At 66.7% G+C, this 17041-nt stretch carries 19 protein-coding genes; 7 read left to right on the plus strand and 12 right to left on the minus strand.

Going from position 1 to position 17041, the window contains the following annotated elements; translation table 11 throughout:
* Positions 1-32: 32 nt before the first annotated feature.
* Positions 33-650: a TetR/AcrR family transcriptional regulator gene (locus ACWIGM_RS01035; RefSeq protein WP_454024067.1), complete on the plus strand. Its 618-nt coding sequence runs from the start codon at positions 33-35 to the stop codon at positions 648-650.
* A 9-nt stretch (positions 651-659) separates the two neighbouring features.
* On the opposite strand, the gene ACWIGM_RS01040 is transcribed toward ACWIGM_RS01035, so the two are convergent.
* Positions 660-1277: an NAD(P)H-dependent oxidoreductase gene (locus tag ACWIGM_RS01040; RefSeq protein ID WP_454025430.1), complete on the minus strand. Its 618-nt coding sequence runs from the start codon at positions 1275-1277 to the stop codon at positions 660-662.
* Between the two features lie 238 nt (positions 1278-1515).
* Here ACWIGM_RS01040 and ACWIGM_RS01045 point away from each other — a divergent pair, with 238 nt between their 5' ends.
* The 5 genes from ACWIGM_RS01045 to ACWIGM_RS01065 all read left to right on the plus strand — a co-directional run bounded on the left by ACWIGM_RS01045 (position 1516) and on the right by ACWIGM_RS01065 (position 7988).
* Positions 1516-2931: a circularly permuted type 2 ATP-grasp protein gene (locus ACWIGM_RS01045; RefSeq protein ID WP_454024068.1), complete on the plus strand. Its 1416-nt coding sequence runs from the start codon at positions 1516-1518 to the stop codon at positions 2929-2931.
* 85 nt (positions 2932-3016) lie between these two features.
* Positions 3017-3958, plus strand: a complete 942-nt coding sequence (locus ACWIGM_RS01050; RefSeq protein ID WP_454024069.1) for an alpha-E domain-containing protein — start codon at positions 3017-3019, stop codon at positions 3956-3958.
* Between the two features lie 39 nt (positions 3959-3997).
* On the plus strand, positions 3998-4825 hold the full coding sequence (locus ACWIGM_RS01055) for a transglutaminase family protein (RefSeq protein WP_454024070.1): 828 nt from the start codon (positions 3998-4000) through the stop codon (positions 4823-4825).
* Positions 4826-4904: 79 nt separating this feature from the next.
* Positions 4905-5654 (plus strand): proteasome-type protease, encoded by a 750-nt coding sequence (locus ACWIGM_RS01060; RefSeq protein ID WP_454024071.1) that lies wholly within the window; start codon positions 4905-4907, stop codon positions 5652-5654.
* 126 nt (positions 5655-5780) lie between these two features.
* Positions 5781-7988 (plus strand): putative bifunctional diguanylate cyclase/phosphodiesterase, encoded by a 2208-nt coding sequence (locus ACWIGM_RS01065; RefSeq protein WP_454024072.1) that lies wholly within the window; start codon positions 5781-5783, stop codon positions 7986-7988.
* A 10-nt stretch (positions 7989-7998) separates the two neighbouring features.
* Here ACWIGM_RS01065 and ACWIGM_RS01070 read toward each other — a convergent pair whose 3' ends face one another.
* Positions 7999-8595, minus strand: coding sequence for an exopolysaccharide biosynthesis protein (locus tag ACWIGM_RS01070; protein ID WP_454024073.1), 597 nt, complete (start codon positions 8593-8595; stop codon positions 7999-8001).
* An 81-nt stretch (positions 8596-8676) separates the two neighbouring features.
* Positions 8677-8946, minus strand: coding sequence for an usg protein (locus ACWIGM_RS01075; RefSeq protein ID WP_454024074.1), 270 nt, complete (start codon positions 8944-8946; stop codon positions 8677-8679).
* A gap of 183 nt (positions 8947-9129) precedes the next feature.
* On the opposite strand from ACWIGM_RS01075, the gene bcsS reads away from it, so the two are divergent.
* Positions 9130-9843: a cellulose biosynthesis protein BcsS gene (gene bcsS, locus ACWIGM_RS01080; RefSeq protein WP_454024075.1), complete on the plus strand. Its 714-nt coding sequence runs from the start codon at positions 9130-9132 to the stop codon at positions 9841-9843.
* Between the two features lie 4 nt (positions 9844-9847).
* On the opposite strand, the gene ACWIGM_RS01085 is transcribed toward bcsS, so the two are convergent.
* The 9 genes from ACWIGM_RS01085 to ACWIGM_RS01125 form a co-directional block, all read right to left on the minus strand.
* Positions 9848-11461: an NTP transferase domain-containing protein gene (locus tag ACWIGM_RS01085; RefSeq protein WP_454024076.1), complete on the minus strand. Its 1614-nt coding sequence runs from the start codon at positions 11459-11461 to the stop codon at positions 9848-9850.
* A gap of 10 nt (positions 11462-11471) precedes the next feature.
* Positions 11472-12164: an XdhC family protein gene (locus tag ACWIGM_RS01090; protein WP_454024077.1), complete on the minus strand. Its 693-nt coding sequence runs from the start codon at positions 12162-12164 to the stop codon at positions 11472-11474.
* Between the two features lie 3 nt (positions 12165-12167).
* The gene (locus tag ACWIGM_RS01095; RefSeq protein WP_454024078.1) at positions 12168-12797 is read right to left on the minus strand and encodes a LysE family translocator; all 630 of its coding nucleotides are present in this window, start codon (positions 12795-12797) and stop codon (positions 12168-12170) included.
* Between the two features lie 4 nt (positions 12798-12801).
* A complete protein-coding gene (locus ACWIGM_RS01100; protein WP_454024079.1) occupies positions 12802-13434 on the minus strand; it encodes a LysE family translocator in 633 nt (210 codons plus the stop codon).
* 12 nt (positions 13435-13446) lie between these two features.
* Positions 13447-13773, minus strand: a complete 327-nt coding sequence (locus ACWIGM_RS01105) for an XdhC family protein (protein WP_336531041.1) — start codon at positions 13771-13773, stop codon at positions 13447-13449.
* A gap of 231 nt (positions 13774-14004) precedes the next feature.
* Positions 14005-14346, minus strand: a complete 342-nt coding sequence (locus ACWIGM_RS01110) for a hypothetical protein (protein WP_454024080.1) — start codon at positions 14344-14346, stop codon at positions 14005-14007.
* Between the two features lie 73 nt (positions 14347-14419).
* Complete coding sequence (locus tag ACWIGM_RS01115; protein WP_454024081.1) at positions 14420-15619, minus strand: vWA domain-containing protein; 1200 nt, start codon at positions 15617-15619, stop codon at positions 14420-14422.
* A complete protein-coding gene (locus ACWIGM_RS01120; RefSeq protein ID WP_454024082.1) occupies positions 15616-15990 on the minus strand; it encodes a nuclear transport factor 2 family protein in 375 nt (124 codons plus the stop codon). Before ACWIGM_RS01120 ends, ACWIGM_RS01115 begins: the two co-directional genes overlap by 4 nt.
* A gap of 118 nt (positions 15991-16108) precedes the next feature.
* Positions 16109-17029 carry an AAA family ATPase gene (locus ACWIGM_RS01125; protein WP_454024083.1) on the minus strand — a complete coding sequence of 307 codons (921 nt, stop codon included), beginning with the start codon at positions 17027-17029 and terminating at the stop codon, positions 16109-16111.
* Positions 17030-17041: the final 12 nt, after the last annotated feature.

Genomic DNA, 17041 nt, shown 5'->3' on the forward strand with positions numbered 1-17041 from the left:
AAGCGGGCCTTCGCCGGGATTCTTGAATCGCCATGCCACCGACCTTCGCCGTCGCCTCGACCCGCAAGCTGCCGAAGCAGGAACGCCGCGAGCAGTTGCTCGATTGCGCCCAGGCGATGGTGCGCGAGGAAGGGACCGAGGCGCTGACGCTGGCGCGGGTCGCCGAGCGCGCCGGCGTCACCAAGCCGGTCGCCTATGATCATTTCGGCACCCGAGAAGCGCTGATGGTCGAGCTCTTCCGGCGCATCGACGACCGGCAGACCGCTTTGCTCGTCGACACGCTGAAGACGACGGCGGGCCGGCTCGACGCCATCGCCGCGACGATCGCCGCGGCCTATATGAGCTGCGCCCGCGAGGTCGGCACCGAGTGGTACGCGCTCTCGGCCGCATTGAAGGGCAGCGAGGCGATGGAGACGGTGCAGCGTGAGCTCGTAGCCCGCTATGTCGGGATCTGGCGCGATGCCTTCGCGCCGCATGCGAGCCATCTGCCAGCAGACGAGTTGCAGTTGCGCTGCATCGGCATCCTCGGAGCAGGCGAAGCGATCTCGCTCGAATTGCTGCGCGGCCATGTCGACGAGGCGTGGGCTATCGCCAGCCTCGCGGTCTTGATCACGGCTGCGATCGGCGCCCCGCCCGCCTTCCCAGGCTGAGCGCGACCGCTATCGATCCGGGGCGAACAGCGTCCGGCCGATGGTTTCGGCTTCGGCAAGCCAACCTGCCCGCTCATCGTCGGAGCTGCCGACGACAGGCCGGAAAACATGCCGTGCATAGGTCTCCACGCCGCAATACGGCAATACACAGCGCCCCCAGATCGCTTCGAGCGGATCCCCCAGCTCCTTCTCCTCACGCTGCGCTGGAGTGTCGGAGGTGTTCAGGATGAGCGCAGTCCTGATCGCCAGCAGCCCCTCAGGCAAACCGGCCGCAGTGCTCAGGCGATAGGCCACGCCTGGGACCAGGACGCGATCCATCCAGCCCGATAAAATCGCGGGTGGCTTACCCCACCAATTCGGATGGACGACGAACAGGCCATCGGCATCCGCGATATCGAAACGATGTTGTCGAACAACCGGGTCTTGACCGCGCGCGAGAGCCGCCTCGAGCGTATCGCCGACAGTGTAGGCTTCATCCGCCTTCAGACAGGGATCGAACCCCTCGGCGTAAAGATCGTGATGGATGACGACGTGTCCGGCATCCGACAGCACGGTCCGAACACGGCCCGAAATCGCATGGCAGAAACTCGACTCGCGAGGGTGAGCGACCAGAGACAGAATGCGCATGACCGACAACGACTACACCGCACCGGAGTCCGCAAGATCATAGCCGATCTCCGGAACCCGGACCGCGCCCGCGATCTGCCGCCCCGTTCGATTGGGCCGGTTGCGCTTCGGGCCAGGCGGCCCCGCGCCGTCACCTGCCCAAGAATGAGGCAAGCCTAGCCAAAGTGCTTGGCAACAGACCTCTTTCCGAAGGCGAGCGAATGCGCATAGGCTACCCGAAACAGGGGAAGACGGCTGCATGGTCGCATTCGATGAGATGACCGGGGGCGAAGGCGGCCTGCGGGCTGCCTATGGCGAACTCGATCGTTGGCTGAAGGAGGCGCCGCCCGAGATGCTGGCGCTGCGCCGGTCACAGGCCGAGCTGTTCTTCCGCCGCATCGGCATCACCTTCGCCGTTTATGGCGACGAGGAATCGACCGAGCGCCTGATCCCCTTCGACATCATCCCGCGCGTCCTGACCAAGCCGGAATGGACCAAGCTGGAGAAGGGCCTGCGCCAGCGCGTCACCGCGCTCAACATGTTCCTGGCCGATGTCTACGGGAAGAAGGAGTGCCTGAAGGCCGGGATCATCCCGCCGGAGCTGGTCTATCGCAACGCCTGCTACCAGCTCGAGATGGTCGATTTCCAGGTGCCGCACGGCATCTACTGCCATATCGCCGGCATCGACATCGTCCGGGTCGACGCCGACACTTTCTATGTGCTCGAGGACAATGCCCGTACCCCGTCCGGCGTCTCCTACATGATGGAGAACCGCGAGGTGATGCTGCGGCTCTTCCCGGAACTCTTCGCCACCCATCGCGTCGCACCGGTCGACAACTATCCCGACCAACTGCTCGCGACCTTGCGCTCGGTCGCGCCGCGCACCGCCTCGTCCGATCCGACGATCTGCCTGCTGACGCCCGGCCAGTACAATTCGGCCTTCTACGAGCACTCCTTCCTGGCCGACAAGCTCGGCGTCGAGTTGGTCGAGGGTTCGGACCTCCTGGTCAAGGACGACGTCGTCTACATGCGCACGACGCAGGGGCCGAAGCGCGTCGACGTGATCTACCGCCGCATCGACGACGATTTCATCGACCCGCTGGTGTTCCGCAGCGATTCCGTCCTCGGCGTGCCCGGCATCATCGGCGCCTACAAGGCCGGCAACGTCACGCTGGCCAACGCGGTCGGCACCGGCGTCGCCGACGACAAGGCGGTCTACAGCTACATGCCGGAAATCGTGAAGTTCTTCACCGGCGAGGAGCCGATCCTCAAGAACGTGCCGACCTATCGCTGCCGCGAGCCCGAGGCCAACGCCTATGTGCTCGACAATCTCGACAAGCTCGTCGTCAAGGAGGTCAACGGCTCAGGCGGTTACGGCATGCTGGTCGGCCCGCATGCCAGCAAGCAGCAGATCGAAACCTTCCGCAAGAAGCTGAAGAACCAGCCGGAAGGCTTCATCGCTCAGCCGACTTTGGCGCTCTCGACCTGCCCGACCTTCGTCGCCTCCGGCGTAGCGCCACGCCATGTCGACCTCAGGCCCTATGTCCTCTCCGGCGCCAACGGCATCTCCTGCGTGCCGGGCGGGTTGACCCGCGTCGCGCTCAAGGAAGGCTCGCTCGTGGTCAATTCCAGCCAGGGCGGCGGCACCAAGGACACCTGGGTTCTCGATGCATGAGCAAGCGGGAGCGCCTTCGATCCAGCCCCTTGCGCAACCCGAGCGCCCGCGCGAACTGCTTCACGCCAGAAGACCGGACCTGATCATGCTTTCCCGTACCGCCGACAGCCTCTACTGGGTCTCGCGCTATGTGGAGCGGGCCGAGTATCTCGCCCGCATCCTCGACGCCACCACCCGCCTGACCAATCTGCCTTCAGCCTATGGCGGCGCCGGCACCGAATGGCAGAGCGCCGTCGCCACCGCCGGCTGCGAGGACACCTTCGCCAAGGCCTATGGCGAGGCGAACGAGCGCAATGTCTGCGATTTCCTCAGCTTCAACCCGGACAACCCCACCTCGATCCGCAACTGCTTCGCCCTCGCACGCTCCAACGCCCGCGCGGTCCGCACAGCGCTGACCTCGGAGATGTGGGACGCGCTCAACGGCGCCTGGCTCGAACTGCAGCGCTTCGAGCGCAAGCGCATGGACCGCGAAGAGTTCGCCCGCTTCCTCGACTGGGTGAAGAACGTCTCGCTCGCCTTCGACGGCTCGGCCTACCGGACCATGCTGCGCGACGACGGCTACTGGTTCTCGCGGCTCGGCGTGAATGTCGAGCGAGCCGACAACACCGCCCGCATTCTCGACGTGAAGTACCATGTGCTGCTGCCCGAGACCGAGCAGGTCGGCGGCTCGCTCGACTATTTCCAATGGACCACGATGCTGCGCGAGGTCTCGGCGCTGACCGCCTATCACTGGGTCTACCGCCAGGCGGTGAAGCCGGTGCTGATCGCCGATCTCCTGATCCTCAACCGGCGCATGCCGCGCTCGCTGGCGAGCTGCTACGAGAACATCTCGCGCTTCCTCGACCAGATCGGCGACGCCTATAACCGGCACGGGCCGGCGCAGCGCCAGGCGCGCAAGACATTGACCCATCTCGCCAACACGCCGATCGAAGCCGTGCTCCAGCGCGGGCTGCATGAGTTCATCGAGGATTTCATCACCGAGAACAACCGCCTCGGAAACGTCATCGTCGAGCAATACCTGCAATAAGAGCTTCCCTTCCGCGCTCGAATTTGGATTCCTCACCGCATGCGGATCCGGATCTCCCACAGCATCGCCTATACCTACGCCGAGCCGGTGCGCCAGCTCCGGCAGGTGCTACGGCTGACGCCGCGCGACCATGACGGCCAGCACGTCATGTCGTGGCGCATCGCGCCCAGCATCGACGGCCGGCTCCATGCCGGGCAGGACCCGTTCGGCAACCTCACCCACGACTTCTCCGCCGACGGCCCGATCGAGAATTATGTGATCGAGATCAACGGCCTGGTCGAAACCGTTGACCTCGCCGGCGCAGTTCGCGGCGTGGTCGAGAAGGTTCCGCCGGATGTGTTCATGCGCGACACCCGTCTGACCCAATCCAGCGAGGGGCTGCGGGCGCTCGCCGGCAAGGCCGCGGGCCGGAACGGCAGCGACCTGACCAAGCTGCATGCGCTCATGGAGACGATCAAGGCCGAGATCCGCTGCGTGCCGACCGCCGACCATCTCGGCATCGGTGCGGCCGCCTGTGCCGAGGCCGGCGAAGGCATCCCGCAGGACGTCGCCCATGTCTTCATGACCTGTGCCCGCCTGCTCGGCGCGCCGGCGCGCTATATCTCCGGCTATGTCGCGGCCTCCGATGCCCTGCCCCATGCCGACGGCGCCCATGCCTGGGCCGAAGCCTGGCTGCCCGACTATGGCTGGATCGGCTTCGACGCCGCCAACGGACTCTGCCCGATCGACACCCATGTCCGCGTCGCCACCGGACTGGACTATGCCGACGCTGCCCCGGTTCGCGGCGCCCGCGCCGGCGGCCAGGGCGAAAGCCTCCTGGTCGAGGTCAGCGCCCAGGCGGCGACGCCGCGCTTCCAGGGGCAGTAACAGCCTCCGCGCATTGTCGCTGTCATGCCGGCCTGATACCAGCCTCGCGCGCCATGGCAGCGTATTGCGGAGATCGATCTTGACCTATTGCGCCGGCATCCTCGTCCAGGACGGGCTCGTGATGATCGCCGACACCCGCACCAATGCCGGGCTCGACGACATCTCGACCTTCCGCAAGCTGCACGTCTTCTCCTGGCCGGGCGAGCGGACGATGGCGCTCGCCACCGCCGGCAACCTCTCCGTCACCCAGTCGGTGGTCAGCCTGCTGCATGAGGGCATCCCCAATCCTGAGACGGGTGAGCCAGAGTCGCTCCAGAACGCGCCGTCGATGTTCCGCGCCGCCCAGCTCGTCGGCCGCGCCGTCCGCATCGTGCGCGAGAGCGATGGCGAAGCCTTGCGCGATGCCGGGGTCAAGTTCGACATGTCGTTCCTGTTCGGCGGCCAGATCCAGGGCCAGCCGATGCGGCTCTTCATGGTCTACTCCGCTGGCAACTTCATCGAATGCGGCATGGACGCACCGTTCCTGCAGATCGGCGAGCACAAATACGGCAAGCCGATCCTCGACCGCGCCGTCACCTTCAAGACGCATCTCTACGACGCCCTCAAGGTCGGGCTGATCTCGATGGATTCGACCATGCGTTCCAATCTCGGCGTCGGCCTGCCAATCGACCTGATCGTGCTCAGGCGCGATGCCGCGGCCCCCGAACTCAACCGCCGGATCGAGGCGGGTGAGCCCTATTTCCACGATCTGCGCGAGCGCTGGTCGGCAGCGCTCCGCGCTGCCCATATGGCGATCCCCCGCCCGCCCTACGAGCCGACCGGCGACTAGCACCAGCCAGACGAGTTTAGCCGAAGGATCTGCAACTTCGCCGATTTCTAGACGGTTCTCTAAACCGGATGGCAAGATTCCCCTGTCAAAGTCCGTAGCCAGCGCGCCGTCCACAGGTCAGGGCCTTTGCCGACTCTTGTAAAGATCACGAGCAGTGAATCCTCGGCGCGCACGCTGACTCGCACCCTGCCGATGCTGGCGACCGCGTTTGCGCTCGTGCTAGCGGCGATCCTCGGCGTGATGACCGCGATGGTCAGGGACGCCAACCAGATCGAGGCCGAGCGGCAGCGCGATCGCGTCGAGGCGGCGCTCGCGACCCAGGTCCATCTGCGCCGGCTGCGGTTCGAGAACCTGCAGGCCGCCGGCGTCCTGGCGCCCGTCCTCAACAGCGTCCTGCCGAACGCCACCCTGCAATGGGCCTTCGCCCAACTGGCCAATCGCTTCCTCGATTTCGACGGCACCTATCTGGTCACGGCTTCGGGCCGCGTTCTCGCCGGTGTCGAAGGACGCCAGACCGGCGCGCAGGCCGACTACGACGCCTTGCTCCGGCTCAGGCCAGACCTGCCCGGCGGCGCTGCGCCGGCGCAATTGCCCGGCATCGGCAGCGGCCCGGTCAGAGCCGTGCTGGTGCATCGGAAAACCGAGACGTTCGGCATCATCGCCGCCGATCTGCGTACCCCGGAACAGGCGGCCAGCCAGCAGGCCGGCAGCGAGGGGGCCGCCTTCATCATCGGCTATCGCCGGGTCAACCAGAATCAGCTCGACGAGCTCGGCCGGCGCTATCGCGTGCCGCGGCTCGAGATCGTCACCACGCGGCCCGCGAGTCCCTTGGAACGGCGCGATATTCCTTCGCCCGACGGCTCGATCAGCGCCTGGCTGAGCTGGACGCCGGAACGTCCCGGCGACGCCATGATCCACCAGTTCGCCTGGGCACTCAGCGCAGTCATCATCCTGTTCGTCGCGCTGTTCGCCTATGTTTTCCATCGTCTGCGCAGCGCGGCGCAGCAGATCGCCTCGCGCGAAAGCCAGATCCACCGGCTCGCCGGGCAGGACGAGCTCTCCGGCCTGCCCAATCGCCGCACCTTCGATCTCAGGCTCGACCAGGAGCTCGCCCAGCTCGGCCGCACCAAGAGCGCGCTCGCCGTGCTGATGCTCGATCTCGACCGCTTCAAGGCGGTCAACGACACCTATGGCCACAATGCCGGCGACGAGCTGATCCGGCAGGTCGCGCTACGCCTGACCACGATCCTGCGTCTCGGCGACACGGTCGCCCGGCTCGGCGGCGACGAATTCGGCATCATCCAGACCCATATGGCCGCGCCGGGCGCCAGCGCGGCGCTCGGCCAGCGCATCCTCGACGCACTGACCGCGCCCTTCGAGATCGCCGGCGTCGCCGTCACCATCGGCTGCTCGATCGGCATCGCCCATGCACCACAGGATGGCGCCGATCGCAGCACGCTGCTGCGCCTTGCCGACACGGCGCTCTACCAGGCGAAGAACGAAGGCCGGAACCGGTATTCCTTCTTCGAGCCGCAGATGAACCGGGCCCTGCAGCTCAAGCGCATGGTCGAAGAGGATTTGCGCAACGCGATCGCTCGCGACGAGCTGCTGCTGCATTTTCAGCCGCAGGTTTCGATCGATGGCGCCAGCATTGTCGGCGTCGAGGCGCTGGTGCGCTGGCCGCATCCCGAGCACGGCATGGTGCCGCCATCCGAATTCATCGGCATCGCCGAGGAACGCGGCCTGATCGTTCCGCTCAGCGAATGGGTGCTGCGGCGCGCCTGCGAGCAGGCCCGGCAATGGCCGGGCATTAAGCTCGCGGTCAACGTCTCGCCGATCCAGTTCCGCCACAAGGATTTCGTCGCCAGCGTGATCCGCATCCTCGAGGAGACCGGCTTCGAACCTGACCGGCTTGAGCTCGAACTGACCGAGGGCGTCGTCGTCGAGGACGCCGACGCCGCGGAAGCCGCGATGATGGATCTGCGCGCCCATGGCGTCAGCCTGGCGCTCGACGATTTCGGCACCGGCTACTCCAGCCTGATCTATCTGCGCCGCTTCGCCTTCGACAAGATCAAGATCGACCGCTCCTTCCTCGAATACATGGAAGCGACGGGCGAGTCGGCGATCCTCGTCCACTCGGTCGTGCATCTCGGCCGGGCGCTGGGCCTGCGCGTCTGCGCCGAGGGCGTCGAGACGGCAGAGCAGCACCGCTTCCTGCAGGCGATCGGCTGCCACGAGCTGCAGGGCTTCCTGTTCTCGAAGGGCGTCCCGCCGGACGAGATCGACCGGCTTCTGGCGCTCGACCGGCCATTCGAGCAGGCCCTCGCCGCCTGAGCGGAGAGGCTCAGAAGAAGCCCGCGACCCAGCTCACCAGCGCATAGGCGAAGCCCGCCGACAGAGCCAGACCGGCTGCGCCGACCACGGCGCCGGCTATGATCACGACGCCATCGCGCTCGACCAGCCCGAGACCGACCAGGCAGACGGCGAGCCCGAGCGGAATCTGGCCGATGAAGGGCGCCGCGACGATCAGCCCGAGCGCCAGGATCAGCAGGACGGCGCCGAGCACCGGCAGCGCGAAGGGGCCGCCGAGCATGGTCAGCCGCGGCTTCGAGAAGCGTTCGAGCCGGATCAGCGGCGGCAGCGCACGCTGGACGGCGCGGGCAAGGTCCGCCTGGGCGATGCTGCGGTTGAGCAGCCGCTGCGGCAGCCATGGCGTGGCCCGGGCCATCAGCATCTGCGCGGCGACGAAGGCGAGGACCAGCCCGCAGACCAGCGGGATCGGCGGCGGCATCGGCAGGCAATTCGGCAAGCCGAGCAGCACCACCAGCAGCGCATAGGCCCGGTCGCGCAGCGCCGCGACGATGTCGCCGACGGCGACGCGCGGGCCCGGTAGATGGGTAAGCGCGATCAGCAGTCCGGAGGTGCGCAGGGGGGAGGACAAACAGGCTCGCCAGGCGATGGGCAGGGCCTGCGGCCTAGCATGCCCCGCAGCAGCCCAACAACCCTGCATGGTGCATGGCAGTCAGTGCAGCGTCAGCACGCCGTTCACATTCACGATCTCGGCCGGGCGAATGAGACGCGCATGCGCCACCGTGATCGAATGCAGGGGACCGTCGAGCTCACGTCGCCAGAAATCGAGAAACTTGTGCAGCTCCGGAAAGCGCGGGGCCAGATCGTATTCCTGCCAGACATAGGTCTGGAGAAAGTCGGGGTGATCCGGCATCCGGTAAAGAATCCTGGCGGTCGTCAGCCCGTAACCTGCCAGCTGGCGGATAAAATCCTGCGAGACCATGACCGATACGCTCCTCTGACCAGGAAGACGATGAGCCGGCTGCCTTCAGGCTGCGCCGCGATGGTTAACAAATGCTTGCAGGAATTCTGCCAACTGCCACACTCATAACGTGCAGGGGTACCGTCCCGTCGCAGGGGCGGAAGGGGCGTTGGCGTGGCGTGGGGTGTCGCGGGCCGGTCAGGCATGCTCGCGCGCGGATTCGGCGCGGCGCTCGCGCTCGCCTCCTCGGCTGCGAAGGCAGACCCGGCCCTCTTCGAACGCAGCCCGCTTTCGCTGGTGATCTTCGGCTCGCTCGAAGCCGATGCAAGCAAGACCTATGGCTCTGTCGGGCTCAAATGGGCGTTCGGCGCTGGCGGCGGGCTCGATGCCAGCGGCTTCCGCCTCGGCTTGAAATGGGGCGAAAGCGTCGAGCCGGCGCAGCGCAAGCCGAACGAGGGACGCCTCTACAAGACCGAGTTCCATGCAGAGCTCGGCTATGAATGGCGGATCGGCGACACCTTCCTGTCCCTCTCGGCCGGTCCCGAGATCGAGGCCCGTTACAGCGAGACCCGGCGCGACCGCAGCTTCGAGCAGCGCGGGATGCTGCGCCTGCAGGCCGATCTCTGGTCAAGACCGGCGGAGAACTGGCTGCTGCAGGCCAACGCCTATGCCGTCCTGGCCGATGGCGGTCGCTATTGGGGACGCCTCGCCGGAGGCTGGCAGCTGATCGACGAGCTCTATCTCGGCCCCGAGATCGAGGGCTATCGCGAGCGCGACTATCACAAGCTGCGCCTCGGCCTACATCTCACCGGCCTGCATCTGCTCGGGCTGGACTGGCGCCTCGCCAGCGGCCTCCAGAAGACCAGCAACGAGAAGGCCGGTGCCTATGTCACGCTGGGACTGCACTGGAAGCGCTGACGCCTCAGCGCGGCCCCTGCCCCGTCAGCGCCCGGAGCGCTTCCGGCGTGTCGATGTCGAGCGCGATGGCGGGATCGTCGAGGGCAACTTCCTCGACCGCATCGCCCGCCGCATCGAGCAGGCGGCGCGCGCCCTGATCGCCGCCGAGCTTGGCCACCTCCGGAAAGAGCTTTCGCGCCAGCAGCACCGGATTGCCGCGCTGGCCGAGCAGGGTCGGCGCCACAGCGAGCGCGTCCGGGCGGTCGGCGAAGGCCTGCGCCAGCCGGTCGATCACGCCGGCGGTGACGTTCGGCATGTCGCCGAGCGAGACGACGACACCCGGCACCTCCTTGGGCAGCGCCGCGAGCCCGGCCTTCAGCGAGCCGGAGAGGCCTTCGGCAAAGGCTGCATTGTGCACGACGGTGACGGCGAGCCCGGCGAGCGCGGCACGGACCTCGTCCTGCTGATGGCCGGTGACGACGATGATCGGCGCGGCGCGCGAGGCGATTTGCGCCTCGACGGCATGGCGCACCAGCGGCTTGCCCCGGACCTCCTGCAGCAGCTTGTTGCCGGTGCCCATCCGGGTCGAGCGCCCGGCCGCCAGCACGATGCCGGCGACGGGCGCGGCCTCGCCATGACCGGGCGCGCGCGGCTGCGGCCGCGAGACGATCTCCATCAGGAGGCCGCCGACGCCCATCTTCTGGATCTCGGCCCGAGTCACCGGTACGCCGGCGAGGCTGCGCTGCAGCACCCAGTCGAAGCCGTTCTCCTTGGGCGAGCGGGCGCAGCCCGGCGCGCCGATCACCGGCTTGCCGTCGAGCACACCGAGCATCAGCAGGTTGCCGGGATCGACCGGCATGCCCAAATGCTCGACCGTGCCGCCAGCCTCGACCAATGCTTGCGGCACGACATCGCGCCGGTCGGTGATGGCGGAGGCACCGAAGACGACGACGAGCTCGGCCGGCCCGGCCACCGCCTCGCGGATCGCCTTCGCCAGCGGCGGGCTCTCATGCGGAACGCGGGCATCGCGCTCGATCGCGGCGCTGGCCGGCTCCAGCCGCTCGGCCATGGTCCGCAGAGTCTTGTCGACCACGCTGGTCTTGAGGCCCGGCAGCAGCGTCGAGACCACCGCGACCGATTTCAGCCTGTACTCGGCGACGGAGATCGGCCTGTCGGCGCCGAGACGTTCGAGCGCCTCGGCAATGCGCTTTTCCGGCACGGCATAGGGGATGATCTTGACCGTGCCGACCATCTCGCCGGCGACGACCGGCTTCAGCGCCGGCAGGGTCGCGACCGTGATCGCCTCGTCGACGGCGTTCAGCGCATCGATCACGTTGGCATCGATCTGCAGCACGCCCGGCGCCGCGGCGAACAGGTTGACCCGGCCGGTGAACGGCGCCTCGGTCACCACGGCCCGCCCCGCCAGCGCCCGCGCCAATCGTTCGGCCGCGGCGTTCTCGTCGATGTCGCCGGCCTCGAACTCGACCGCGACGATCTCGCTCAGACCGGCTGCGGCAAGCTTGCGGACATCATCCTCGCTGATCGTCGCGCCCTTGCGCACGATCGCCTCGCCCGCCCGGACAGTGTGCGCAGCCACGGCGCCAGCGGCTTCAGCAATGGAAACGGGACCGAACTTCATCAGGCGTCTCTCAAGCGGGCTTGCGACGTGGGCCGCGCAACGCCTGCACGATCTCACCGAGGATGGCGAGCGCGATCTCGGCCGGCGAGACCGCACCGATGTCGAGCCCGATCGGCGCATGGATGCGCTTCACATCAGACTCGCCGAAGCCAGCGATGGCGAGCCGCTCCAGCCGCTTGCCATGCGTCTTCCGGCTGCCGAGCGCTCCGATATAGAAGCAGTCCGAGCGCAGTGCCGCGATCAGCGCCGGGTCATCGATCTTCGGGTCGTGTGTCAGCGCGACGAAGGCGGTGTAGCGGTCGAACGGAACGCGCTGCAGCGCCTCCTCCGGCCACTGCGCCAGCAAGGTCACCTCCGGGAAGCGCTCCTGCGTGGCGAAGGCGGTGCGCGGATCGATCACCGTGATGTCGAGATCGAGCAGCTTGGCCATCGGCGCCAGCGCCTGCGAGATATGGACGGCACCGGTGACGACGATGCGCGGCGGCGGCGCCTGTACGGTCAGGAAATAAGCCTTGCCGTCGACCTCGACATTGCCGCTCTTGCCGCTGCGCAATTGCTTGTCGAGCGCTTCGGCCAACGGATCGCCGGAAAGATCGGCCTCCTTGACCAGGCGCTGCTCGCCCGCGCCGAGCTCGGTCACCAGAACCGTCGCGCGCCGGGCAGCGCGCTCGGCATTGAGCGTGGAGAGGAGCGAGAGATCCATGGCTCAGTTCCGGTCGAGCGCGATGCGGGCGCCGAGCCCGATCAGGATGGTGCCGCCGATCGCCCGGATCACGCGTTGCGCAGTGCCGTTGGCGGCGACTTTCGCCTGCATGTAGGAGGCGGTCAGCACCGTCAGGATCGAGGAGGAGGTGAAGAGCAGGTTCACGACCACGCCGAGGACCAGGAACTGCGCCCAGAGCGGCAGGCTCGCCGACGGATCGACGAATTGCGGCAGGAAGGACACGAAGAAGATCGTCGTCTTCGGGTTGAGCAATTCGACCGCGAGGCTGTCGGCAAGGGCTCGCATCGGCGAGCGCGGAGCCACGGCACCAGCATGCTGCACTGGCGCGACGCCGCGGAAGAAACTGATGCCGATCCAGATCAGGTAGGCGGCACCGAGCAGCTTCATCGCCAGATAGAGTTCAGGCACGTGCCTGAAGATCGCCGACAGGCCGAACGCCGCGGCGAGCACATGCACATAGTCGGCGAGATGGATGCCGAGGACAGCCATGAAACCGGCCTTGCGGCCGCGCGACATGGTCTGCGCCGCGACATAGAGCACCGCCGGCCCCGGCATATAGGCGAAGACCAGCGTCGCGAGCAGGAAGGCCAGAAGGATTTCGGTCGACGCCATTGGGTCAGCCCTTGTCGGTGGCGAGCTTGAGGCCGAGCCCGATCATCAGCGAGCCGCCGAGCCAGCGCCCGAAGGCGAAGCCGGCGCGGCTCGCCTTCATCGTCTTCATCACCAGGCTGGCAGCCAGGACGGTGATCAGATCGGCCGAGGAGAAGGCGAAATTGACGACGATGCCGAGGATCAGGAACTGCGCCCAGACCGGCAGTGCCGCGGTGGGATCGACGAACTGCGGCAAGAGCGCGATGAAGAACAGTGCGACCTTCGGGTTGAGCACCTCGACGATGAAGGAATCGATCAGTGCGCGCCGCACAGTCTTGGCCGGCGCCACGGCCTCAACCTCGCCGCCGCCGAGCTTGGAACGGATCATGCCGATGCCGAGCCAGACCAGATAGAGCGCGCCGACGATCTTCACCGCGAGATAGAGCTCGGGCACGTGCTTGAACACCGCCGACAGGCCGAAAGCCGCGGCAACGACGTGGACATAGCAGCCGAGATGGATGCCGAGCATCGCCATCAGCCCGGCCTTGCGGCCATGGGCGATGGTCTGTGCCGCCGTATAGAGCAGCGCCGGACCGGGGAAATAGGCGATGAGCAGCGTCACCGTCGCGAAGGCGAAGAGTGTTTCCCAGGAGGCCATGACTGCGTTCCCTTAAGCCCGGACCGGCTCGACATAGACCTTGATGCGGCCGCCGCAGGACAAGCCGACCTGCCAGGCGGTCTCGTCGGCGACGCCGAATTCCAGCGTGCGCGGCCTGCCGTCGGCGATGACGTCACCGGCCTCGGCCACGACCGCGCCCTCGACGCAGCCGCCCGAAACCGAGCCGAGGAAATTGCCCTCGCCATCGATGACGAGATGCGAGCCGACCGGACGCGGGGCCGAGCCCCAGGTCTCGACTACGGTGGCGAGCGCGACGCCACGGCCGGCCTTGGCCCAGGCCTCGGCGGTGGCGAGGATGTCGGTGTCGGTGCTGATCATGATGGCCAGTTCCTGATGCAGGCGGCGCGCATCATACGTAGGCGTCGTCCAAAAGCCCCGTCTACTTAAGCATGGCCGCCGCACATTGTGAGCATCCGGAGCATGACACAGCGTATGATTTCTCGAGCCGCTCGGCCGATTTCGCTCTCGGCCGATCCTGTGAGCGGAGCCATTCTCCGGCTTTATCGCTCGTAGTAACGAAACTCCGCTCCAGGTAACCGCGACGTTCGATCAATAAGAAATGATCTCTTGAAATTTGGACAACGTAACGTCCGAGCGAGTGTCAGCGTCGACTTGTATTATCTCCACTGAGCATAGCTTCGCGATCCCCTCAACCTGCTCAATAAGATCGAGGACAGCCTTTGGATCAGCTTCAACCGGCAACTTCGGATAGAGAAAACCAGAATCGGCACCGTCTAGGCTGACTGCGTGCAGTGCCAAGAGGCGCTCTGAGGCCGCCTCCAGGTTTTCTCGAGACGCTGCCAAGTAGAAGGTAAGCCACCAGTTCGGAATGTCGAATTCCGGCATTGCACGAATGAGAGTGACACGGTCTTTGACCTGCTGTTTTCTCATCAATGAATCCTGAACAGCGCGAGCTGCCACTAGTCGTGGATCGAGAGCTGATCCTGTTCATAGCATCCGTACGTTATCCCGCCTTCTTCAACCACTGGCGCGGATCGGTGATCTGCCGTGCGTCGGACGACAGCGCGGCGCAGAGATCGGCCATGGCCGCGAGATTGTGGATCGGCCGGAACTGGTCGACATGCGGCAGCATCGCCCTGATGCCGCTGGCCCGCGCCTCGAAGGCGTCATAGCGCAGCAGCGGGTTGAGCCAGGTCAATTGCCGGCAGGATCGATGCAGGCGGTCCATCTCGAAAGAGAGATCGGGGCCGAGATGCCGCTCCAGCCCATCGGTGAAGAGCAGCACCACTGCCCCGCCGGCAAGCACCCGGCGCGACCAGACCCGGTTGAAGGCGTGCAGCGCCGAGGCGATGCGCGTGCCGCCCTCCCAGTCCGGCGCCGCCTTGCCGGCGAGCGCCAGCGCCTCGTCGGGGTCGCGGGCCCGCAAGCTGCGCGTGACATTGGTCAGGCGCGTGCCGAAGACGAAGGAATGCACGCGCCGGCGCTGCTCGGTGATCGCGTGCAGGAAATGCAGGAAGATGCGCGAATACTCCGCCATCGAGCCGGAGATGTCGACGAGCGCGACGACAGGCGGATGCACCTGCGCCCGCTCGCGAAAGGCGAGATCGATCGAGGCGCCGCCGCCCCTGAGCGAACGACGGAAGGTGCGGCGCGGATCGATCCGTGCCCCGACATGCGCCGCCTGGAAGCGTCGCGTCGGCACGGCATCGTCGGGCAGCCGCAGCTCGGCGATCAGCTGGCGTGCCCTCGCGATCTCGGCTGCGCTCATCTGGGCAAAGTCGCGCGATTTCAACGTCTCGCGCTCGGAAACGGTGAGCCGCGCGCTGAGCTCGGTCAGCTCGACCGGCGGCTCGTCCTCGCGCGGCGGCGGCGTGAAGGCCTCGGCGACGCGCAAGGCTCCGGCCTCCGGCTTCTGAGGCTCGCTGTCGACCCGCGGCGTCGCTGGCGACATCTGCGCCATCAATTTCTCGATCAGCCCGCGCCGACGCCAGAACAAACGGAAGGCCTGGTCGTAGACCGCCGAATCCTCATGCTTCTTCACGAAGATCGCATGCAGCGCCCAATAGACATCGTCGCGCCCGCCGAGCGCGCCATCGGCCAGCGCCTCGACCGCCTCGACCACCGCACCCGGCCCGACGCGCAGCCCGGCGCCCCGCAAGGCGCGGGCGAAATAGGCGACGTTCTCGGGCAGCTTACCGCTCAAGCGGCCGTCTCGGTCATGAACACTTTCTGCGCCACGACCCACTTCCCGTCGACCTTCAGGAACGACAAAAGATCGGTGAAATAGCGCGGCGGCATCTGGCACTTGACCTTGACCAGCGCCATGGACGGCCCGACCAGATCGATCGCGAGGATATGGTCGCCGCGCTCCAGCCCGGTCTCCTTCGGCGATTTGCGATTGCGCACCGCTTCGAACCATTGCTCGCGCGGCACGACCTTGAGCTCGCCGTCGAGCGACTGGGTCAGCGCGCTTGTCGGATGGAAGACCGAAGTCAGCTTTTCAACGTTCCCCTCGTAGAGCCCGTCGAGATAGGTCCAGGTCGCGGCTTCGATCGCCTTGATGTCGTCGTTCATCGCTCACTCCAGCCGTAGTGCGTCATGCTCGGGCTTGACCCGAGCATCTCGGAAACCAGTTTCATCCTGCCCAGGATTCTCGGGTCTGCGCTTCGCTTCGCCCGAGAATGACGGGCTCCTAACCCCGCGCCGCCTGCTTGGCCTGGTCGAGCAGTTCGCCGACCTTCGAGCCCTGCATCGCCTGGATGTCGTCCTGATACTTCAGCAGTGCGCCCAGCGTGTCGGAGACGATCGCCGGATCGAGCGCCACTGCGTCGAGCTCGACCAAGGCGCTCGCCCAGTCCAGCGTCTCGGCGACGCCCGGCGCCTTGAACAATTCCTCCTTGCGGATCGCCTGCACGAAGGAAACGACCTGCTTGGCGAGCTTGGCCGGGGCACCCGGCGCCTTCGCCTTGAGGATGGCGAGCTCGCGGGCGGCGTCGGGATAGCCGACCCAGTGATAGAGGCAGCGGCGCTTCAGCGCGTCATGGATCTCGCGGGTGCGGTTCGAGGTCAGGATCACGATCGGCGGCTCGGCCGCCTTGATCGTGCCGAGCTCGGGGATCGTCACCTGGGCATCGGCCAGCACTTCGAGCAGGAAGGCCTCGAAGGCCTCGTCGGTGCGGTCGAGCTCGTCGATCAGCAGGATCGGCGCGCCGCCCTCCTGCGGCTCCAGCGCCTGCAGCAGCGGGCGCTTGACCAGATAACGCTCGGAAAACAGGTCGCTCTCCAGCCGCGCGCGGTCGCCGGCGACGCCGCCGGCCTCGGCCAGGCGGATCGCCATCATCTGGCCGGCATAGTTCCATTCGTAGACGGCCGAGGCGAGGTCGAGCCCCTCATAGCATTGCAGGCGGATCAGCCGGCGCCCGAGCGCGGCCGACAACACCTTGGCGATCTCGGTCTTGCCGGTGCCGGCTTCGCCCTCGAGCAGCAGCGGCCGCTTCATGCGCAGCGCCAGGAAGAGCACGGTCGCCAGCGCCCGGTCGGCGACATAGCCTTGCGCCTGCAGCAAGGAGAGCGTGGCGTCGATCGAGGTCGGAAGGCGCGATGAGGTCAGCATGGACAAGGTCTA

This window comes from Allobosea sp. NPDC055332, assembly GCF_053645455.1.

Bases quoted from the DNA above. Each gene is read 5' to 3' on its own strand.
- ACWIGM_RS01035 (WP_454024067.1), top strand. From the start codon at position 33: ATGCCACCGACCTTCGCCGTCGCCTCGACCCGCAAGCTGCCGAAGCAG.
- ACWIGM_RS01040 (WP_454025430.1), bottom strand. From the start codon at position 1,277: ATGCGCATTCTGTCTCTGGTCGCTCACCCTCGCGAGTCGAGTTTCTGC.
- ACWIGM_RS01045 (WP_454024068.1), top strand. From the start codon at position 1,516: ATGGTCGCATTCGATGAGATGACCGGGGGCGAAGGCGGCCTGCGGGCT.
- ACWIGM_RS01050 (WP_454024069.1), top strand. From the start codon at position 3,017: ATGCTTTCCCGTACCGCCGACAGCCTCTACTGGGTCTCGCGCTATGTG.
- ACWIGM_RS01055 (WP_454024070.1), top strand. From the start codon at position 3,998: ATGCGGATCCGGATCTCCCACAGCATCGCCTATACCTACGCCGAGCCG.
- ACWIGM_RS01075 (WP_454024074.1), bottom strand. From the start codon at position 8,946: ATGGTCTCGCAGGATTTTATCCGCCAGCTGGCAGGTTACGGGCTGACG.
- bcsS (WP_454024075.1), top strand. From the start codon at position 9,130: ATGCTCGCGCGCGGATTCGGCGCGGCGCTCGCGCTCGCCTCCTCGGCT.
- ACWIGM_RS01085 (WP_454024076.1), bottom strand. From the start codon at position 11,461: ATGAAGTTCGGTCCCGTTTCCATTGCTGAAGCCGCTGGCGCCGTGGCT.
- ACWIGM_RS01090 (WP_454024077.1), bottom strand. From the start codon at position 12,164: ATGGATCTCTCGCTCCTCTCCACGCTCAATGCCGAGCGCGCTGCCCGG.
- ACWIGM_RS01095 (WP_454024078.1), bottom strand. From the start codon at position 12,797: ATGGCGTCGACCGAAATCCTTCTGGCCTTCCTGCTCGCGACGCTGGTC.
- ACWIGM_RS01100 (WP_454024079.1), bottom strand. From the start codon at position 13,434: ATGGCCTCCTGGGAAACACTCTTCGCCTTCGCGACGGTGACGCTGCTC.
- ACWIGM_RS01105 (WP_336531041.1), bottom strand. From the start codon at position 13,773: ATGATCAGCACCGACACCGACATCCTCGCCACCGCCGAGGCCTGGGCC.
- ACWIGM_RS01110 (WP_454024080.1), bottom strand. From the start codon at position 14,346: ATGAGAAAACAGCAGGTCAAAGACCGTGTCACTCTCATTCGTGCAATG.
- ACWIGM_RS01120 (WP_454024082.1), bottom strand. From the start codon at position 15,990: ATGAACGACGACATCAAGGCGATCGAAGCCGCGACCTGGACCTATCTC.
- ACWIGM_RS01125 (WP_454024083.1), bottom strand. From the start codon at position 17,029: ATGCTGACCTCATCGCGCCTTCCGACCTCGATCGACGCCACGCTCTCC.